18 protein-coding genes are annotated in these 16,197 nt (G+C 67.0%); 10 read left to right on the plus strand and 8 right to left on the minus strand.

The genetic code is table 11. From position 1 onward, the window contains the following. Positions 1 to 123 precede the first annotated feature (123 nt). Together JHL17_RS05940 and JHL17_RS05945 are read right to left on the minus strand one after the other, a co-directional pair. Positions 124 to 1,044: a replication protein RepA gene (locus JHL17_RS05940; RefSeq protein ID WP_200191140.1), complete on the minus strand. Its 921-nt coding sequence runs from the start codon at positions 1,042 to 1,044 to the stop codon at positions 124 to 126. Between the two features lie 367 nt (positions 1,045 to 1,411). Further along, positions 1,412 to 2,251, minus strand: a complete 840-nt coding sequence (locus JHL17_RS05945; protein ID WP_200191141.1) for a universal stress protein — start codon at positions 2,249 to 2,251, stop codon at positions 1,412 to 1,414. 519 nt (positions 2,252 to 2,770) lie between these two features. Between JHL17_RS05945 and JHL17_RS05950 the strand changes: the two genes are divergently transcribed. Next, positions 2,771 to 4,516 carry a putative bifunctional diguanylate cyclase/phosphodiesterase gene (locus JHL17_RS05950; protein ID WP_200191142.1) on the plus strand — a complete coding sequence of 582 codons (1,746 nt, stop codon included), beginning with the start codon at positions 2,771 to 2,773 and terminating at the stop codon, positions 4,514 to 4,516. 68 nt (positions 4,517 to 4,584) lie between these two features. Here the strand turns inward: JHL17_RS05950 and JHL17_RS05955 are convergent, their stop codons facing one another. The 4 genes from JHL17_RS05955 to JHL17_RS05970 all read right to left on the minus strand — a co-directional run bounded on the left by JHL17_RS05955 (position 4,585) and on the right by JHL17_RS05970 (position 7,314). Next, positions 4,585 to 5,055, minus strand: a complete 471-nt coding sequence (locus JHL17_RS05955) for a protease complex subunit PrcB family protein (RefSeq protein ID WP_200191143.1) — start codon at positions 5,053 to 5,055, stop codon at positions 4,585 to 4,587. A gap of 7 nt (positions 5,056 to 5,062) precedes the next feature. After that, positions 5,063 to 6,244: a M20 aminoacylase family protein gene (locus tag JHL17_RS05960; protein ID WP_200191144.1), complete on the minus strand. Its 1,182-nt coding sequence runs from the start codon at positions 6,242 to 6,244 to the stop codon at positions 5,063 to 5,065. A gap of 74 nt (positions 6,245 to 6,318) precedes the next feature. Beyond that, positions 6,319 to 6,954 carry a glutathione S-transferase family protein gene (locus tag JHL17_RS05965; RefSeq protein ID WP_200191145.1) on the minus strand — a complete coding sequence of 212 codons (636 nt, stop codon included), beginning with the start codon at positions 6,952 to 6,954 and terminating at the stop codon, positions 6,319 to 6,321. 111 nt (positions 6,955 to 7,065) lie between these two features. Then, a complete protein-coding gene (locus tag JHL17_RS05970) occupies positions 7,066 to 7,314 on the minus strand; it encodes a DUF1272 domain-containing protein (protein ID WP_200191146.1) in 249 nt (82 codons plus the stop codon). Positions 7,315 to 7,636: 322 nt separating this feature from the next. On the opposite strand from JHL17_RS05970, the gene JHL17_RS05975 reads away from it, so the two are divergent. From JHL17_RS05975 to JHL17_RS06010, 8 genes are all read left to right on the plus strand, one after another. Then, positions 7,637 to 8,218 (plus strand): invasion associated locus B family protein, encoded by a 582-nt coding sequence (locus JHL17_RS05975; RefSeq protein ID WP_200191147.1) that lies wholly within the window; start codon positions 7,637 to 7,639, stop codon positions 8,216 to 8,218. Between the two features lie 77 nt (positions 8,219 to 8,295). Further along, on the plus strand, positions 8,296 to 9,465 hold the full coding sequence (rlmN, locus tag JHL17_RS05980) for a dual-specificity RNA methyltransferase RlmN (protein ID WP_200191148.1): 1,170 nt from the start codon (positions 8,296 to 8,298) through the stop codon (positions 9,463 to 9,465). Between the two features lie 142 nt (positions 9,466 to 9,607). After that, positions 9,608 to 10,390: a methyltransferase domain-containing protein gene (locus tag JHL17_RS05985; RefSeq protein WP_200191149.1), complete on the plus strand. Its 783-nt coding sequence runs from the start codon at positions 9,608 to 9,610 to the stop codon at positions 10,388 to 10,390. A 24-nt stretch (positions 10,391 to 10,414) separates the two neighbouring features. Further along, positions 10,415 to 10,741: a hypothetical protein gene (locus JHL17_RS05990; RefSeq protein ID WP_247893345.1), complete on the plus strand. Its 327-nt coding sequence runs from the start codon at positions 10,415 to 10,417 to the stop codon at positions 10,739 to 10,741. A gap of 276 nt (positions 10,742 to 11,017) precedes the next feature. Continuing rightward, positions 11,018 to 11,407, plus strand: a complete 390-nt coding sequence (gene sdhC / locus JHL17_RS05995) for a succinate dehydrogenase, cytochrome b556 subunit (RefSeq protein ID WP_200191150.1) — start codon at positions 11,018 to 11,020, stop codon at positions 11,405 to 11,407. Positions 11,408 to 11,418: 11 nt separating this feature from the next. Then, a complete protein-coding gene (gene sdhD / locus JHL17_RS06000) occupies positions 11,419 to 11,814 on the plus strand; it encodes a succinate dehydrogenase, hydrophobic membrane anchor protein (RefSeq protein ID WP_200191151.1) in 396 nt (131 codons plus the stop codon). A gap of 5 nt (positions 11,815 to 11,819) precedes the next feature. After that, positions 11,820 to 13,604, plus strand: coding sequence for a succinate dehydrogenase flavoprotein subunit (gene sdhA, locus JHL17_RS06005; protein WP_200191152.1), 1,785 nt, complete (start codon positions 11,820 to 11,822; stop codon positions 13,602 to 13,604). A 26-nt stretch (positions 13,605 to 13,630) separates the two neighbouring features. Continuing rightward, the gene (locus JHL17_RS06010) at positions 13,631 to 14,407 is read left to right on the plus strand and encodes a succinate dehydrogenase iron-sulfur subunit (RefSeq protein WP_200191153.1); all 777 of its coding nucleotides are present in this window, start codon (positions 13,631 to 13,633) and stop codon (positions 14,405 to 14,407) included. A gap of 191 nt (positions 14,408 to 14,598) precedes the next feature. On the opposite strand, the gene JHL17_RS06015 is transcribed toward JHL17_RS06010, so the two are convergent. Continuing rightward, the gene (locus JHL17_RS06015) at positions 14,599 to 14,796 is read right to left on the minus strand and encodes a hypothetical protein (RefSeq protein WP_200191154.1); all 198 of its coding nucleotides are present in this window, start codon (positions 14,794 to 14,796) and stop codon (positions 14,599 to 14,601) included. Between the two features lie 231 nt (positions 14,797 to 15,027). On the opposite strand from JHL17_RS06015, the gene JHL17_RS06020 reads away from it, so the two are divergent. After that, on the plus strand, positions 15,028 to 15,876 hold the full coding sequence (locus JHL17_RS06020) for a branched-chain amino acid aminotransferase (RefSeq protein ID WP_247893346.1): 849 nt from the start codon (positions 15,028 to 15,030) through the stop codon (positions 15,874 to 15,876). On the opposite strand, the gene JHL17_RS06025 is transcribed toward JHL17_RS06020, so the two are convergent. Further along, the gene (locus JHL17_RS06025) at positions 15,852 to 16,157 is read right to left on the minus strand and encodes a hypothetical protein (RefSeq protein WP_200191155.1); all 306 of its coding nucleotides are present in this window, start codon (positions 16,155 to 16,157) and stop codon (positions 15,852 to 15,854) included. The two genes, JHL17_RS06020 and JHL17_RS06025, sit on opposite strands and share 25 nt — an antisense overlap. Positions 16,158 to 16,197: the final 40 nt, after the last annotated feature.

The raw sequence follows: 16,197 nt of genomic DNA on the forward strand, positions 1-16,197 counted from the left end.
TCCAATGACGTGGGTCAATGGAAGGAGCGGCCCTCCGGGGATGTGGGGGGAAGCGACCGGGGGATGTCCGTCGCAGGGCGTGCCGTGCGCGTTCTCCGGCCGCGGTCGCTTAACCCCACGCCCTCACGCCAGCAGGCGGGCGATGGGCGGGCGGCTGGGGTAGAGGACGACGCCGTCGTCGGCCGGCTCGACCTTGGCATCCGGATAGGCGGCCAGGGCATATTGCAGAGCCTGGACGAAGCGCGGCTTGAAATGCTTCATCTGGTCGTAGCCGGCGCCGAACTGGGCATAGAGCGACGGCCAGGAGATCGGCTGCGGCCGGCTCAGCGAATGCAGCCGGTAGGCCAGCCAGACATAGAGGTCGAGGCTGAGCGAGCGGTCCTTCAGCTGCCGCACCGCCTCTTCCAGCAGCGGGACCGGGTGGTCGCGCAGCGCCTGGAAGAAGGTTTCGTCCAGCTGGACCACGTCGTTCCACAGCGTGCCCTGGCGGTCGTCGCCGAGGTCGTCGTGGAAGATCAGGCCGCGCTTGACGATGCCGCCCTTCTCGAAGACATCGGCATCCTCGCCGTCCCAGAAGAATTTCAGCGAGCAGGCGGAAATGCGCAGAGACTGTTCGCGGAAGCCGCGGAAGGTCTCGCCGCCGACGCTGATGCCCATGCGGGTCAGCCAGTCGCGCATCGAGCGGCCGAGTTCGACCTCGCGGCGGCCGGTGCGCACGGCCTGGGTCTGCAGATAGATCAGGATCATCCGCGCCCGCGCGCCGTAGGGGACGCCGAACAGCTTCATCTTGCCGTTCACCTTCAGCCGGCCCGGTTCGACCAGCAGCGTCACCTGATGGCCGCGCTTTTCCCAAGGGACGTCGTCGGCCAGCTTCTTGTGCGGCAGGCTGGTCAGGCAGAATCCACTGTAGGTGATGCCGAGATGCTGGTTCTCGTCCGCCAGGATATCGGCGGCGATGTCGACCAGCGTCCGCTCCTCGGGCCGGACCAGGGCGCGCGCCTTGTCCCGCCCATGTTCGATCACCAGCCTGTGTATGTCGCCCATGGCAGCCTCACCCGGATGTTGTGGCATCCTGGTGAGCGGTGGGCGGCGGAGTCAATGTGGGGTTAGGCGACCGTGCTAATCGACGGTTAGTTGTTAGGCTTATTAGTTGAGTCGCCGCTTGTCCCCATGGGGAAAGCCCGAGTCGTGCCGCTTGTCCCCACGAATCCGCCGCTTTGCCCCACGGGGAACGGGGTGGAAAACCGCCTGCGGTCGCTTTTCCCCACGGATGGCCGAGGACGACTCGCGGTGGTTGCGGAGGGACTCGGGGGAAAGCAGGCGAGGACATCGGAGGAAGAGGGCTGGGCGGTCGCTTAACCCCACGGGTGGGGCGAGACGCGCTCCCCACCCGGCCATCCTTCCGACCTCGTCAATGGCTCATCAGCACCGGAACCGTCATGTGCCGCAGCATGAAGCGTGTCATGCCGCCAAGAACCAGCTCGCGGAAGCGCGAGCGGCCGTAAGCCCCCATCACCACAAGGTCGCAGCTCTCGTCGGCGGCCATGTTCAGCAGGGTATCGCCGGGTTCCACGACATCGGTGGCGACATGGGTGGCTTCGACGCGGCAGCCGTGCCGGGACAGGTGGCGGGCGATGTCGGCGCAAGGTTCGTCGCCCAGGCCGTTCGGGCCGGGTTTCGGGTTGGCGGCCATCACGACGACGCGCTTGGCGGTGGTCAGCAACGGCAGGGCGTCGCCGACGGCGCGCGCCGCCTCGCGGCTGCCGTTCCAGCCGACCAGAACCCGCTCGCCGATGGTGGGGAAGCGGCCGGCATAGGGGACAACTAGAAGCGGCCGGCCGCATTCGAACAGAAGGTCGCCCGGCTGGGCCACGAGTTGCTCGCGGTCGCGGTCCGGATCGGGCTGGCCCACCACGATCAGGTCGGCATAGCGGCCGCGCACGGCGGCGGTGATGGTCGGATCGCCTTCCTGCACCAGCCATTCGGACCGGTCGGTCAGGCCATGGCGGCGCATGGCGTCGTCGAAAGCCATTGCCAGACGGTCCGTCTGGTCCTTTCGGGACTGCCGACGGCTTTCGCGCAAGTCCTGCGGGATTTCAGCTTCGATGTAGCCGGGCAACACCATGTCGGTGAAGGCATAGAGTACGGTCAGGTGCGCATCGCATCGGGCTGCGAGCCGTGCCGCAAGGTCGAGACGCGCCACGGACGCGGGCGTATCGTCGACAACGACCAAGAAGTCCTTGAGAGCCATGGCGTAATTCCTTCCCAAATTGTGAGCGCCCGGATTGTGATCGTTGCCTTCCCGGCGGGAGACGGCCAGAGCGGCATCCGCCCGAACGACCGCTCGGCAGCTTTGGCCCCACTTGGATTGGCAGTATAAATCCGCTTACGCCCGCCGAAGCCTTTCCATTGCAAGGCACAGCCATGCCGCCTCCGCGTTCCTGCACTGCACAAAATCTACCACAAGTCGGATTTCCGTCCAAAAGCGCAATCAAAGGCGGCAATCTACGCCCCAGGGAAAGAAGAGAAGTCTTATGTTCCCCGAATACGGAACGAAAAAATCGGGATTGTGTGTGTTACCGTAACGCAACCCGCACTTGAATGAATACTATGATATGCCCATGCCTATACCCATGTGTCTCCGTTGCATCGCCTGTAGAAATGTCCAAGCTCTGCTGCACTTGGGCAGCTTTGGTTTTGACGGGCGGGTGACACTTCGCGTAAGTGTTGGGTATCGATTTCCTGTTGGGTACCTCGCTCTTACCTCGCCATGAGTCCTGATCCCCGAATCTCCGCGCTGGCCGACGCTTTATCGGGTGCCGCTTCCGGCGCGCCTGGGCTTGACGCCCTGCGTCAGATTCTCGACACCATGACGGTGAAGGTGGCGTTGATGGACCCGCAGCGCCGGCACATCTACGCCAACCGCTCCTATCTGGAGATGATGGCGACGACGCTGGACAAGGCGGTCGGCAGCACCGTCGGCGACCTTCTGGGCCCGGATCTTCTGCGCAACACCCTGACGGCTGCCGAACGCGCGCTGGCGGGCGAGACGGTGCAGACGGAAGGCTGGATCACCCAGGCCGACGGCCAGCAGCGTTACGTAACGCGGCTGCATGCGCCGCACCGGGCGGAAGACGGTGCCGTCACCGGTTATTTCGTCATCCTGCAGGACATGACCGAACGTCGGCAGGTCCAGGACGACCTGTTCCGCCTCGCCTACTACGACCCGGTGACCGGCCTCGCCAACCGTCTGATGCTGCTGAAGCACATGGCGGACTACCGCAACATGGGCGAGCCCTTCACGCTCGTCATCCTGGACATCGACCGTTTCGCCGAAATCCGCAGCAGCATGGGGCAGGGCTTCGCCAACGAGCTGCTGGACGGCTTGGCGCAGCGGATGGCGGCGCAGGCCGCCGCCTTCGACCTGATCGCGCGCGTCAGCGACCATGCCTTCGCCATGCTGGCCGGCGGCGCCTGCGACCGGCCGGCACTGGAAGGCGCCATCGACGATCTTGCGGCGGTGGTGCGCTCCGCCCGCTCCAGTTCCGGCGGCACGGTGTTCCTGTCCGCCAGCGTCGGCGTCGCCGTCGCGATGCCGAGCCACGAGCGCCCGGACGACGTGCTGCGGGATGCCGAGATCGCCACCGCCCGCGCCCGCGAGCAGGGCGGCGGGCGGCAGGCTTGGTTCGATCCGGCGATGCATTCCCATGTGGTCGAGCAGGTGCGGCTGGAGCACGACCTGCGCAGTGCGCTGGCCAGCGGCATCGACCTGTGGGTGGCCTACCAGCCGATCGTCGAGATGGTGACCGGCGGGCTGGCGGGGTTCGAGGCGCTGATGCGCTGGACCCACCCCGAACGCGGCAACATTCCGCCCGGCATCTTCATCCCCATCGCCGAGAGCACCGGCTTGGTGGTGTCGCTCGGCACCTGGGTGCTGCGGCAGGCCTGCCTGCAGATCGCCGAATGGCAGGACCGGCGCGAACCGGGCTCCGCCCCGCTGTTCATGAGCGTCAACCTGTCCACCCACCAGCTGTCCGATCCCAACTTCGTCCAGGTGGTGCGCGAGGTCCTGCGCGAAACCGGGGTGGAACCGTCCTGGATCAAGCTGGAGCTGACGGAAAGCGCCGTCATGGACAAGGCGGAACAGTCGATCCGCCTGCTGCGCGACCTGCGGGCCCTGGGCATCAAGCTATCGATCGACGATTTCGGCACCGGCTACTCGTCGCTGTCCTACCTGCACAAGCTGCCGATCGACAGCCTGAAGGTCGACCGCTCCTTCGTCTCCGCCATGCACCAGTCGGAGGAAAACCGCGCCATCGTCCGCATCATCATGGATCTGGCGCGCCTGCTCGGCTTCGACGTGATCGCCGAGGGGATCGAGACCAGTTCCGACGCCAACCTGCTGCGCGCCCTGGCCTGCGACTATGGCCAGGGCTACCACTTCGCCCGCCCGCTGCCGCCGAAGGAGGCGGGCAAGCTGGTCGGCGGAGAGCTGCCGTGGCAGATGCCGCGGTGAGAGGTCCGGTTTAAGCTCCCGCCGCGTGGCCTCTGCCTAAGCTTGCCGCCCCGGAAACGCCCCCGAACTCACTTCCCCCGAACGAATTTCGGCGTTCCCGCGGCTCCGGGCAGCAGGCGGATGGCGTAAGGGCTGGTGCGCATCTGCGCCACCGCCTGGGCCGGGCCGGGCACCCTCTCGTGATAGCCGACGACCAGGTCGGTGCCCGTCTGCTGCACGCTGTCGATGGCGACGCCGTAGCCCGCCGTGTCGCGCGGACCCAGGAACACCGCCACCGCCATCCGCCCACCGGGCAGCGAAGCCGGAGCAGGTTCGCCGACCCTGGCCCACAGAGCCGTCCATTCGCCGGTATCGCGGGCGACGACATAGGCACGTTCGGCGGCGCTGCTGTGGTCGCCCTGCCAGACGGTGCCGGCCTCCGCCTGGGCCGGCAACAGATTGCCTTCGGCGCGATCGTTGCCCCCCTGGCAGCCAGCCAGCAACAGACCAGGGAGCAGCAGCAAGGCCGGGAGCGGGCGGGGACGGAACGGCATCTTCATGGGACGGTCAGGCGCTCCGCGGCAGGATCGTCTCGACCAGCGATGCCCAATAGCTGGCACCGGTGGTGAGGATCGCGTCGTTGAAATCATAGTGCGGGTTGTGCAGTCGGCAGGACGGACCGCGGTGGCCGCCATGACCGAGCCAGATATAGGCACCCGGCCGTTCCTTCAGCATGTAGCCGAAATCCTCCGCCGCCATGGTCGGATCGGGAGCCCAGACCACGTTCTCCTCGCCGACCACCTTGGCGGCGGCGGCGGCGGCGATGCGCGCTTCGGACTCGCTGTTGATCGTGGCCGGGTAGCCGGGGCGGAAGCGCAGCTCGGCCTTGGCGCCCAGGCCCTCGGCGATGCTGGAGACGAGGCGGCCGAACTGCTCCTGGATGCGGCGGTGGTTCTCTTCGGAGAAGGTGCGCATGGTGCCGAGCATCCGCGCGCTGTCGGGAATGACGTTGGCCGCGGTCCCGGCCTCCACCACCGTGATCGACACCACGGCGCTCTCGGCCGGGTTGGTGCCGCGGCTGACCAGGCTCTGCGCCGCGGTGATGATGTGGGCCGACACCAGGACCGGGTCGATGCCGCGGTGGGGCATGGCGGCGTGGGCGCCATGGCCGCTCACATGGATTTCGAACTGGTTGGCCGCGGCCATCACCGGACCGGGATGCACGGCGATCCGGCCGGCCGGCAGCTCCGGCCAATTGTGCAGGCCATAGACCTGCTCGCAGTCGAACTGCCGGAACAGCCCGTCGTCGATCATCCGCTTGGCGCCGCCCAGCCCTTCCTCGGCCGGCTGGAAGATGAAATGGACCATGCCGTCGAAGTTGCGGGTCTCCGCCAGATAGCGGGCGGCCCCCAGCAGCATGGTGGTGTGCCCGTCATGGCCGCAGGCGTGCATCTTGCCGGCATGGCGCGAGGCATGGTCGAAGTCGTTGGCTTCCGGCATCGGCAGCGCATCCATGTCGGCGCGCAGGCCGATGGCGCGGCCGCTGCCGGTGCCGAGCCCCGTCAACGTGCCGACCACGCCGGTCCCGCCCAGGCCGCGGTGCACCGCGATGCCGAACTCCTCCAGCTTCGCGGCGACGATGCCGGAGGTGCGCTCCTCCTCGAACCCCAGCTCCGGATGGGCATGGATGTCGCGCCGCCACGCGGTCATGTCGTCCTGGAAGGCGGCGATGCGGTTGTTGATCGGCATGTCTCTGACGTCTGGTTGGAACGGCCGGATGGCGTTCGGGGGGGCCGAGGGAGTGGGGAAGGGGCGCAGGGCGTTCAGCCGGAAGCGGCCATGTCGGGAATCGCCATTCCGCGTTGGACCGCCGGTCTCGCGGCGACGGCGTCGTGCCAGCGCTTCAGGTTGGGAAACCGGTCCAGCAGCCCGCCGCCCGCCACCGCCGCGGCGGCGATGAAGGGGAAGCAGGCGATGTCGGCGATGGAGTAGGTGGCGCCGGCCAGATGCTCAGCCATGCCCAGGCGCTCTTCCAGCGCGGCGTAACAGCGCATCAGTTCGCCCTTGTAGAGGTCGATGGCGTAGGGAATGCGGTCGGGGGACCGGGCGGCGAAGCGCTGCATGTCGATGGCGGTGGGGCCGAGATCGCTGACGCCCAGCATGAACCAGCTCATCGCTTCGGTCCGCTCGTCCTCGTCCTCGGGCAGCAGGCGGCCGGTGCGCTCGGCGAAATGCAGCAGGATGGCACCGGAGCCGAACAGGCGCCGCACCCGGCCCCCAGGCAGTTCCTCCACCAGCGCCGGAATCTTGGTGATCGGGCTGACCGCCAGGAAATCCGGCCGCTTGTTCTCGCCGGCGGCCAGGTCGACGCGGTGGACGGCGTAAGGCAGTCCCAACTCCTCCAGCAGGATGGAGGCCTTGCGTCCGTTGGGCGTGGGGAAGCTGTAGAGCGTGAGCATGCTGAGACGGTCCCTGCGCTCCGTCCGAGGCCAAGTCTCCCGGGAGCGATGGCGCCAGTCTGGCCGATTTGCGCGGCGAACGCCAGCGACAGCAGGGGGCAATTCCGGGACTTAGAACAGCGAAGCGCAGCCGTCCGGCTTCACGACACGCATGGCCGACGGCGGGTTGGCCGCAAGCTTCGATGCCGGACGGATCGGCCGCCGCACCAATTCGCCCCCGCAGTTCGGGCAGCGCCGTTCCGGCAATCGGGTCCGGCAGTCCGCGCAGAAGGTGCATTCGAAGGAACAGATATAGGCGTCCGGCGCCTCGGGCGGCAGGTCGCGGTCGCAGCATTCGCAGTTCGGGCGCAGGTCCAGCATGGCGTGGTCTCCGGTCGGGGATGCGCCATGGAGGATAGCCGGGATCGTCTCGGGCGGTGAGTGGCACGAATGCCGATGGACGTGAAGATTTTGCCAAAAGCGACGCCGCCTTACCCGGGCTCCGGAGCTGCATCGCTTCCGCTCGGCGGCGGATGGAGCCACCCGACATGCCGTCGTCTCCGCGACCGGCACACAGGCGAAAACGGCCTCCGGAGCTGTGAGAAACGCACCGGCGCCGGACCGGCGGTCTTGGAATGGTCCGTCCGTTTGGGGTAGTGTCCGCCCGCACCCCACGGACCAACAACGAGCAGACGCAAGACCGATGTTGCTTCCCAACGCCGTCCGCCGAATTGCCGGGGCCGCCTTTGCCGGTTCTGTCCTCTCCACCTTCCTCGCCGCCGGCCTTGTCGCCGCGGGCCTGACCGCCGCAGGATTGACCGCGGCTCCGGCCGCCGCCGCCGACCCGCGCCATCTCGGCACCTTCAAGGACTGGAACGCCTTCCTGTTCGAGGAGAAGGGGCAGAAGGTGTGCTACATCTCCAGCCAGCCCAAGAAGACGGAGCCGAAGGCGAAGCGCGGCGACATCTACACGCTGGTCACCCACCGTCCGGCGGAGAAGGCGCTGGACGTCGTCAGCGTCATCGTCGGCTATCCGTTCAAGAAGGGCAGCGACGCCGAGGTCAGCATCGACGGCAAGGACTTCAAGCTGTTCACCGATGGCGAGACCGCCTGGGCCCGCGATGCCGACGGCGACCGCGCCGTGACGACGGCGCTGCGCAACGGCAAGCAGATGGTGGTGAAGGGCGTGTCCGGTCGCGGCACCAAGACGACCGACACCTACAGCCTGGCCGGCGTCGGCCAAGCCTATGAGGCCATCAACGAGGCCTGCGGCGTGAAGCGCTGATCGTCACAGCGCTTCACTTGGTCTTTTTTCACTTGGTCTTTTGACTCCGAACGCTCATGGCCCTATGTAATGGGGCCATGAGCGCCTCCAATCATGCCTCCGCCTTCGTTCTGCCGGCGACCGATGCCGACGGACGCAAGAACCTTGTCGGCCTGTCCCGCGAAGAGCTGGAAGCCGAGATGCTGTCCGTCGGCCTGGAAAAGTTCCGGGCGCGCCAGCTCTGGCACTGGATCTATCACCGCGGTTCCACCGATTTCTCCGAGATGACCACGCTGGCCAAGCCGGTGCGGGAAAAGCTGGCCGACGCCTACATCGTGGCGCGGCCGACGGTGGTGACGGACCTGAAGTCGGCGGACGGCACCCGCAAGTGGCTGCTGCGCATGCCCGACGGCCAGGAGGTGGAGAGCGTCCACATCCCCGAGGAGGATCGCGGCACGCTCTGTGTCTCCTCGCAGGTCGGCTGCACGCTGACCTGCCGTTTCTGCCACACCGGCACGCAGCGCCTGGTGCGCAACCTGGATGCGTCGGAGATCGTGGCGCAGGTGATGCTGGCGCGCGACATGCTGGGCGAATGGCCGGCGCCGCCCGACGGGCGCATGCTGTCCAACATCGTCATGATGGGCATGGGCGAACCGCTGTTCAATTACGACAACGTCGCCAAGGCGCTGAAGATCGTGATGGACGGCGACGGCATCTCGATCTCCAAGCGGCGCATCACCCTGTCGACCTCCGGCGTCGTGCCGATGATGGAGCGCTGCGGCGAGGAGCTGAACGTGAACCTCGCGGTCAGCCTGCACGCGGTGACCGACGAGCTGCGCGACATCATCATGCCCATCAACCGCAAATACCCGCTGCGCGACCTGGTGGAGGCCTGCCGCACTTATCCGGGCCTGTCCAACGCGCGGCGCATCACCTTCGAATATGTGATGCTGAAGGGCGTGAACGACACGCCGGCCGATGCGCGGGCGCTGGTGAAGCTGCTGGAAGGCATCCCGGCCAAGATCAACCTGATCCCCTTCAACGAATGGCCGGGCGCTCCCTATGAACGGTCGACCGCTCGGGCGATCCAGGTCTTCGGCGACATCGTCAACAACGCCGGCTATGCCAGCCCGGTCCGCACCCCGCGCGGCGAGGACATCATGGCCGCCTGCGGCCAGCTGAAGAGCGCCAGCCTGCGCCTGACCGCCGCCGAGCGCGCCGCCATCGCCAACGTGATCGCAGAGAAGGACGCGGCGCTGGCGTCCTGACGGCGGCTTGCGGGACGCCGGGAAAGGGCGCTTGACCATGGTTAGGGACGGCGAGGCAGGGGGGATCGGACAAGATATCCGGGCACCGGTGCCTTGCCGGCTGTGCGGGGCCGACAGCACCCCGACGTTCGAATTGCGTCTGATGGGACGTCATCGGGCGGGCTTCTTCCAATGCACCGGCTGCGGATCGATGCAGACGGAACGGCCCTACTGGCTGGCCGAGGCGTATGCCGACCCCCGTCCGCTGACCGATGTAGGGATCGTCACCCGCAGCCTGGATCTGTCGATGCGGGTGGACCTGATCCTGTCGATGCTCGGTATCGGCGCTGACGCTCTCTGCCTCGACTGGGCCGGCGGCAACGGACTCTACGCCAGGATGATGCGGGACCGCGGCTGGAACGTCTTTCTGCATGAGCCCTACACGCCGAATTTCTACGTACCTTTCCATTCCGCCGAACTGGCCGGGCTGGAGCGGGCGGACGTCGTCACCGCCTTCGAGGTGCTGGAACATCTTCCCGATCCGGCGCGCGATACCGAGGCATTGTTCGCCTTCGATCCGGACATCCTGATCGTCACGACCGAACTCTACGCCGGGCAGGACCGGGGCTGGTATTATTTCGGCGAGGACAACGGCCAGCATGTGTTCTTCTACAGCCGCAAGGCGCTGGAACTGATCGCCCGCCGTCATGGGCGCGGCCTGATAACCGCCGGATCGATGCATTTCCTGCTGCGCGCCAAGCCGCGGCGCTGTGCCTATGGCATGGCCGAGGTCCGCGCGCTGGCCGATCTGCTTGGGGATCCGGATCGCTTTCATGCCAGAGCGATGGAGCGGATGTCGGACCATATGCGCCATCCCTTCCGCCACGCCCTGCGCGATCATCAGGAGATCCTCGGCAGGCTTCAGGCGGGGGAGAAACCAGCCTGACCGGCGCCACGACCGGATTGCACCATGCCCGCCGCCTATGACAGGGTGTCAGCGCTTCCGCCAACCAGACCCGGTTCCAGCATCGGCATGCCCGCCCCCATCGAGGACATTATCGCCAAGGCGATCAAGGACGCCGACAAGTCCTTCTTCAACGAGGATTATGCCAAACAGGCGAAGGCTGTGACCGCCGCGCTGAAGAAGGCGGGGTACGAGGTGGCGCCGCTGAAGCCGCCGCCCGGGCTGGTCGAATGGGCCAAGGACAACATTCCGTTCGGCCGTCTTCGTCCGACGGAACTGATTACGCAGATGTACTCGATGATGGTGGAGAACGTGCGCCGTTTCGACAAGTAGCGGTGGGCCAAGCGCGACGGTCCCCGACTAGCCGCATCCGCTGGTAATACCACAGAACCGGAAGGCCGTTTCTTTTCAGCGACTTCCCGCGCTGCGCCAAAATCGTCACACCAGCACTTTCGGCCACCCCCCGCCGTTGACTCGGCTGCTGCGGGAGCGTAATTCATTGCGCCAACCAATAGGACGGGACAGCCGTCCCAAAAGGGCACGCACCACCCAGCCGCCGCGGCAATCGTCATGTTGCGCCGCGTCCGGCCGCGAACAGAGGACGACGCAATGGCAAACGGCAGCGGTCGGCCGCTCTCCCCGCACCTTCAAGTCTATAAACTCCCGTTGACCGCAGTCATGTCCATCACGCACCGCATCACGGGCGTCGGGCTGGCTGTGGGCACGCTCCTGCTGGTCTGGTGGCTGGTCGCCGCCGCCGCCGGTCCGGAGGCGTTCGCGCGCGCACAGGGCTTCATCGGCTCCTTCTTCGGCCTGCTGCTGATGTTCGGCTGGTCGGCGGCGCTGTACTACCACCTGTGCAACGGCATCCGCCATCTGGTCTGGGACGCCGGCAAGGCGATCGAACTGCCCGATGCCGAACGCAACAACAAGGTCGTCCTCGGCGCGACGGCGGTGCTGACCGTGCTGACCTGGATCGTCGGCTTGGCCGTGTGGTGAGGAGATAAGACATGGCGTCCAATAGCAAGACCCTCCGTTCGCCGCTGCAGGTCGCGCGCGGTCTGGGTTCCGCCAAGCATGGCACCGAACACTGGTGGTCGCAGCGCCTGACGTCGATCGCCCTGGTCCCCCTGACCGTCTGGTTCGTCTTCGGCGTCATCGGCCATCTGGGTGCCGGGCATGCCGAATTCATCGCCTGGATGAGGTCGCCCTTCTCGGCCGTCATGATGGTCCTCACCGCCGTGGTCACCTTCCACCATGCCCAGTCCGGGCTTCAGGTGGTCATCGAGGACTACGTGCATGCCGAATGGCAGAAGATGGCGCTGATCATCGGCGTCAAGTTCCTGTCCTTCGCCCTGGCGGCGGCCTGCGTGCTGGCCGTCGTGAAGATCTTCATCGGAGCCTGACGACCATGGCGACCGCCTACAACATCATCGACCACACCTATGACGTCGTCGTCGTCGGCGCCGGCGGCGCCGGTCTGCGCGCCACCTTCGGCATGGCCGAAAAGGGCCTGAAGACCGCCTGCATCACCAAGGTGTTCCCCACCCGCTCGCACACCGTGGCGGCGCAGGGCGGCATCTCGGCCGCGCTCGGCAACATGGGCGAGGACGACTGGCGCTACCACATGTACGACACCGTCAAGGGGTCGGACTGGCTGGGCGACCAGGACGCCATCGAGTACATGTGCCGCGAGGCCATCCCGGCGATCATCGAACTGGAGCATTACGGCGTCCCGTTCTCGCGCACGCCGGAAGGCAAGATCTACCAGCGCGCCTTCGGCGGCATGACCGCGCAGTACGGCAAGACCCAGGCCTACCGCACCTGCGCCGCCGCCGACCGCACCGGCCACGCCATCCTGCACACCCTCTATCAGCAGTCGCTGAAGCACGAGGCGGAGTTCTTCGTCGAGTACTTCGCGCTCGACCTCATCATGGAGGACGGCGTCTGCAAGGGCGTGCTGGCCTGGAACCTGGACGACGGCACGCTGCACCGCTTCCGCGGCCAGATGGTGGTGCTGGCGACCGGTGGCTACGGCCGCGCCTATTTCTCGGCGACCTCGGCCCACACCTGCACCGGTGACGGCGGCGGCATGATCCTGCGCGCCGGCCTGCCGCTGCAGGACATGGAGTTCGTGCAGTTCCACCCGACCGGCATCTACGGCTCCGGCTGCCTCATCACCGAAGGCGTGCGCGGCGAGGGCGGCTACCTGACCAATTCCAACGGCGAGCGCTTCATGGAGCGCTATGCCCCGTCGGCCAAGGATCTGGCGTCGCGCGACGTCGTGTCCCGCTCGATGACCATCGAGATCCGCGAAGGCCGCGGCGTCGGTGAGCACAAGGACCACATCCACCTGCACCTGGAGCATCTGCCGCCGGAGATCATCCACCAGCGCCTGCCCGGCATCGCCGAGACGGCCAAGATCTTCGCCGGCGTGGACGTGACCAAGGAGCCGATCCCGGTCCTGCCGACCGTCCACTACAACATGGGCGGCATCCCGACCAACGTCCATTGCGAGGTTCTGTCGCCGACGGCCTCGAATCCGGACCAGGTGGTGCCGGGCCTGATGGCGATCGGCGAGGCGGCCTGCGTGTCGGTGCACGGTGCCAACCGCCTGGGCTCCAACTCGCTGCTCGACCTCGTGGTGTTCGGCCGCGCGGCCGCCATCCGCGCCGCCGAGATCGTCCAGCCGGGCAAGGCCCCCTCGGTCAAGCCGGGCAGCTGCGACAAGGCGCTGGAGCGGTTCGACCGCATCCGCAACGCCAAGGGCTCGGTCAAGTCGGCCGACCTGCGGCTGGAGATGCAGCGGACGATGCAGAACAACTGCGCCGTCTTCCGCACCGGCGAGGTCCTGGACGAGGGCGTGAAGAAGATCGACGCGGTCTATGCCAAGAAGGGCGAGATGGCGATCTCCGACCGCTCGCTGGTCTGGAATTCCGACCTCGTCGAGGCGCTGGAACTGGACAACCTGCTGGGCCAGGCGGTCGCCACCCTGCATTCCGCGCAGAACCGTCCGGAAAGCCGCGGCGCGCATGCGCGTGAGGACTATCCGAACCGCGACGACGAAGGCTGGATGAAGCACACCGTCATCTGGGTCGCGGACAATGGCGAGACGAAGATCGATTACCGCCCGGTCCACATGTACACCCTGACCGACGAGGTCGAGGTCTTCCCGCCCAAGGCCCGTGTGTACTAAGGCCCGCCGGATAAAGGAAATCAGCCATGGTTGAATTCAACCTGCCAGCCAACTCCAAGGTCGGCGTCGGCAAGACCGTCAACGTCGCGAGCGGCGCCAAGCGGGCCAAGACCTTCAAGATCTACCGCTGGAACCCGGACGACGGCCAGAACCCGCGCGTCGACAGCTATGTCGTCGACCTCGACAAGTTCGGGCCGATGATCCTCGACGCGATCATCTACATCAAGAACCAGGTCGACAGCACGCTGACCTTCCGGCGCTCCTGCCGCGAGGGCATCTGCGGGTCGTGCGCGATGAACATCGACGGCACGAACACGCTGGCCTGCCTGAAGGCGATCGAGGACGTGCCGGGCGACGTCAAGATCTACCCGCTACCGCACATGCCGGTGGTCAAGGATCTCGTCCCCGACCTCAACCACGTCTACGCCCAGCTCGCCTCGATCAAGCCGTGGCTGCAGACCCAGTCGCCGGCCCCGAGCCGCGAGCGCCTGCAGTCGCCGGAGGACCGCGCCAAGCTGGACGGCCTCTACGAGTGCATCCTGTGCTTCTGCTGCTCGACCTCCTGCCCCAGCTACTGGTGGAACGGCGACCGCTATCTCGGCCCGTCGATCCTGCTCCAGGCCTATCGCTGGATCGCCGACAGCCGCGACGAGATGACGGGCGAGCGCCTCGACAACCTCGAGGATCCGTTCCGTCTCTACCGCTGCCACACCATCATGAACTGCACCAAGGCGTGCCCGAAGGGTCTGAACCCCGCCAAGGCCATTGCCGAGATCAAGAAGCTGATGGTCGTGCGCCGCTGATCGCGGATCGCGTTCGCGACAAGGAAAAGGCGCTCCCTCGGGAGCGCCTTTTCTGTTTCCGGGCCTCATACGCGGTCAGAAAAATTCTGACCGCTGCGTTCATACGCCACGCAGGCTTCGCGCCTGGCGGCGCGCGCCCGCAGTCGCGGGCGATACCGGGTTCGAAAAGTCAGAACTTTCCGAATCCGGTATCAGGCGAAGTCCGGATCGGTCGGCCGCGATGGCGGCAGGTCGTTGCCGGGGACCGGACTGTCCGTGGTGCCGGGACCTCCGGGGTCGGGCAGATCCGGGTTGTCGGTTCCCGGCAGACCGACGCCGGGGATATCCTCGTGCGGGCCGGGGAAGGGGTTGGGCGGGGTGGCGCTGAAGCCTGGATCGGTGATCGGCATGAGGTGTGTCTCCTCCATTTGGATGGCCGCGGTCGTGCGCTTCCCCCTATCAACGGCCGAATCCGCAATCCGCTCCATCGCACGGGACGATTGCGCGCGGACCGGTTGACCGGCGGCGGCGAGGGGGTATGCTCTTCGGGAGATCACCAACGACGACGAACCACGAATGGGCGGTGCCGGCCGGCGGCGCCCAGCGCAGGATCATATTTTCATACTAGGGAAGGACCAATCATGGGCGGCATGGCAGGCCAGGCGTGGAGCTGGATCCAGGGCGAATGGGTGGAGGGCAACCCGCCGATCGTCGGACCGCTGTCCCACACGCTGTGGCTCTCTTCGACGGTCTTCGACGGTGCGCGCGCCTTCCAGGGCGTCGCCCCCGACCTGGACCTTCATTGCGCCCGCGCCATCCGCTCGGCCCAGGTGATGGGGCTGGAGCCGATGGTCACCGCCGGCGAGATCGAGGAGCTGTGCTGGGACGGGATCCGCCGCTTCCCCAAGGAGGCGGAGCTGTATATCCGCCCGATGTTCTATGCCGAGGACGGCTTCGTCGCCCCGGCGCCGGAGAGCACGCGCTTCGTCCTGTCGATCTACGAGGATCCGCTGCCGCAGCCGACCGGCTTCGCCGCCTGCCTCTCCACCCGCCGCCGCCCGATCCCGAGCATGGCCCCGACCGAGGCCAAGGCCGCCTGTCTCTACCCCAACGCCGGGCTGGCGCTGACCGAAGCGCGCAAGCGCGGCTTCCAGAACGCGATCATGCTCGACGCCATCGGCAATGTGGCGGAGTTCGCCACCTCCAACATCTTCATCGCCAAGGACGGCGTCGTGCGGACGCCGGTGCCGAACGGCTGCTTCCTGAACGGCATCACCCGCCAGCGCGTCATCGCCCTGCTGCGCGGCGACGGCGTCACGGTGGAGGAATGCACCCTGACCCCGCGGGACGTGCTGGAGGCGGACGAGGTCTTCTCGACCGGCAACCACGCCAAATGCGTGCCGGTGACCAAGGTCGAGGATCGCAGCTTCGCGGCGGGGCCGCTGTTCCAGCGGGCGCGGGCGCTTTACTGGGAATTTGCGTTCCGCTGATCGAGCAGCGCCACCGCCGCCCGGCGGTGATGGGCCAGCGTGGCGGCCAGCCGGGTCAGCCACGCGTCGGCCCGGCAGGTCGCGGCGGTCAGGCCGTCGCGGCGCCGGGATGCGGCGAGGCGCGCTTCGGCTGCGAGACTGGTGTGGAGATGGAGCGTCGCGGCACGCTTGAGGGCTATGGCGCGGCCGGGTCCGCCCAGCAGGGTGACGCGCAGCTCGGGCTTCGGCGCTGGGCCGTCATGGGTGCGGTAGAGGCTGTCCAGGCGGGCGATGCGGTCCATGGGATGGACGGTACCGCCTGCCTGGGTGAGTAGTAAAGGT

Source organism: Azospirillum endophyticum (genome assembly GCF_016595245.1).
Lineage (GTDB): Bacteria > Pseudomonadota > Alphaproteobacteria > Azospirillales > Azospirillaceae > Azospirillum > Azospirillum endophyticum.

Coding starts and splice junctions, on each gene's coding strand:
- JHL17_RS05940 (WP_200191140.1), bottom strand. CDS start 1,044: ATGGGCGACATACACAGGCTGGTGATCGAACATGGGCGGGACAAGGCG.
- JHL17_RS05945 (WP_200191141.1), bottom strand. CDS start 2,251: ATGGCTCTCAAGGACTTCTTGGTCGTTGTCGACGATACGCCCGCGTCC.
- JHL17_RS05950 (WP_200191142.1), top strand. CDS start 2,771: ATGAGTCCTGATCCCCGAATCTCCGCGCTGGCCGACGCTTTATCGGGT.
- JHL17_RS05955 (WP_200191143.1), bottom strand. CDS start 5,055: ATGAAGATGCCGTTCCGTCCCCGCCCGCTCCCGGCCTTGCTGCTGCTC.
- JHL17_RS05960 (WP_200191144.1), bottom strand. CDS start 6,244: ATGCCGATCAACAACCGCATCGCCGCCTTCCAGGACGACATGACCGCG.
- JHL17_RS05965 (WP_200191145.1), bottom strand. CDS start 6,954: ATGCTCACGCTCTACAGCTTCCCCACGCCCAACGGACGCAAGGCCTCC.
- JHL17_RS05970 (WP_200191146.1), bottom strand. CDS start 7,314: ATGCTGGACCTGCGCCCGAACTGCGAATGCTGCGACCGCGACCTGCCG.
- JHL17_RS05975 (WP_200191147.1), top strand. CDS start 7,637: ATGTTGCTTCCCAACGCCGTCCGCCGAATTGCCGGGGCCGCCTTTGCC.
- rlmN (WP_200191148.1), top strand. CDS start 8,296: ATGAGCGCCTCCAATCATGCCTCCGCCTTCGTTCTGCCGGCGACCGAT.
- JHL17_RS05985 (WP_200191149.1), top strand. CDS start 9,608: ATGGGACGTCATCGGGCGGGCTTCTTCCAATGCACCGGCTGCGGATCG.
- JHL17_RS05990 (WP_247893345.1), top strand. CDS start 10,415: ATGCCCGCCGCCTATGACAGGGTGTCAGCGCTTCCGCCAACCAGACCC.
- sdhC (WP_200191150.1), top strand. CDS start 11,018: ATGGCAAACGGCAGCGGTCGGCCGCTCTCCCCGCACCTTCAAGTCTAT.
- sdhD (WP_200191151.1), top strand. CDS start 11,419: ATGGCGTCCAATAGCAAGACCCTCCGTTCGCCGCTGCAGGTCGCGCGC.
- sdhA (WP_200191152.1), top strand. CDS start 11,820: ATGGCGACCGCCTACAACATCATCGACCACACCTATGACGTCGTCGTC.
- JHL17_RS06010 (WP_200191153.1), top strand. CDS start 13,631: ATGGTTGAATTCAACCTGCCAGCCAACTCCAAGGTCGGCGTCGGCAAG.
- JHL17_RS06015 (WP_200191154.1), bottom strand. CDS start 14,796: ATGCCGATCACCGATCCAGGCTTCAGCGCCACCCCGCCCAACCCCTTC.
- JHL17_RS06020 (WP_247893346.1), top strand. CDS start 15,028: ATGGGCGGCATGGCAGGCCAGGCGTGGAGCTGGATCCAGGGCGAATGG.
- JHL17_RS06025 (WP_200191155.1), bottom strand. CDS start 16,157: ATGGACCGCATCGCCCGCCTGGACAGCCTCTACCGCACCCATGACGGC.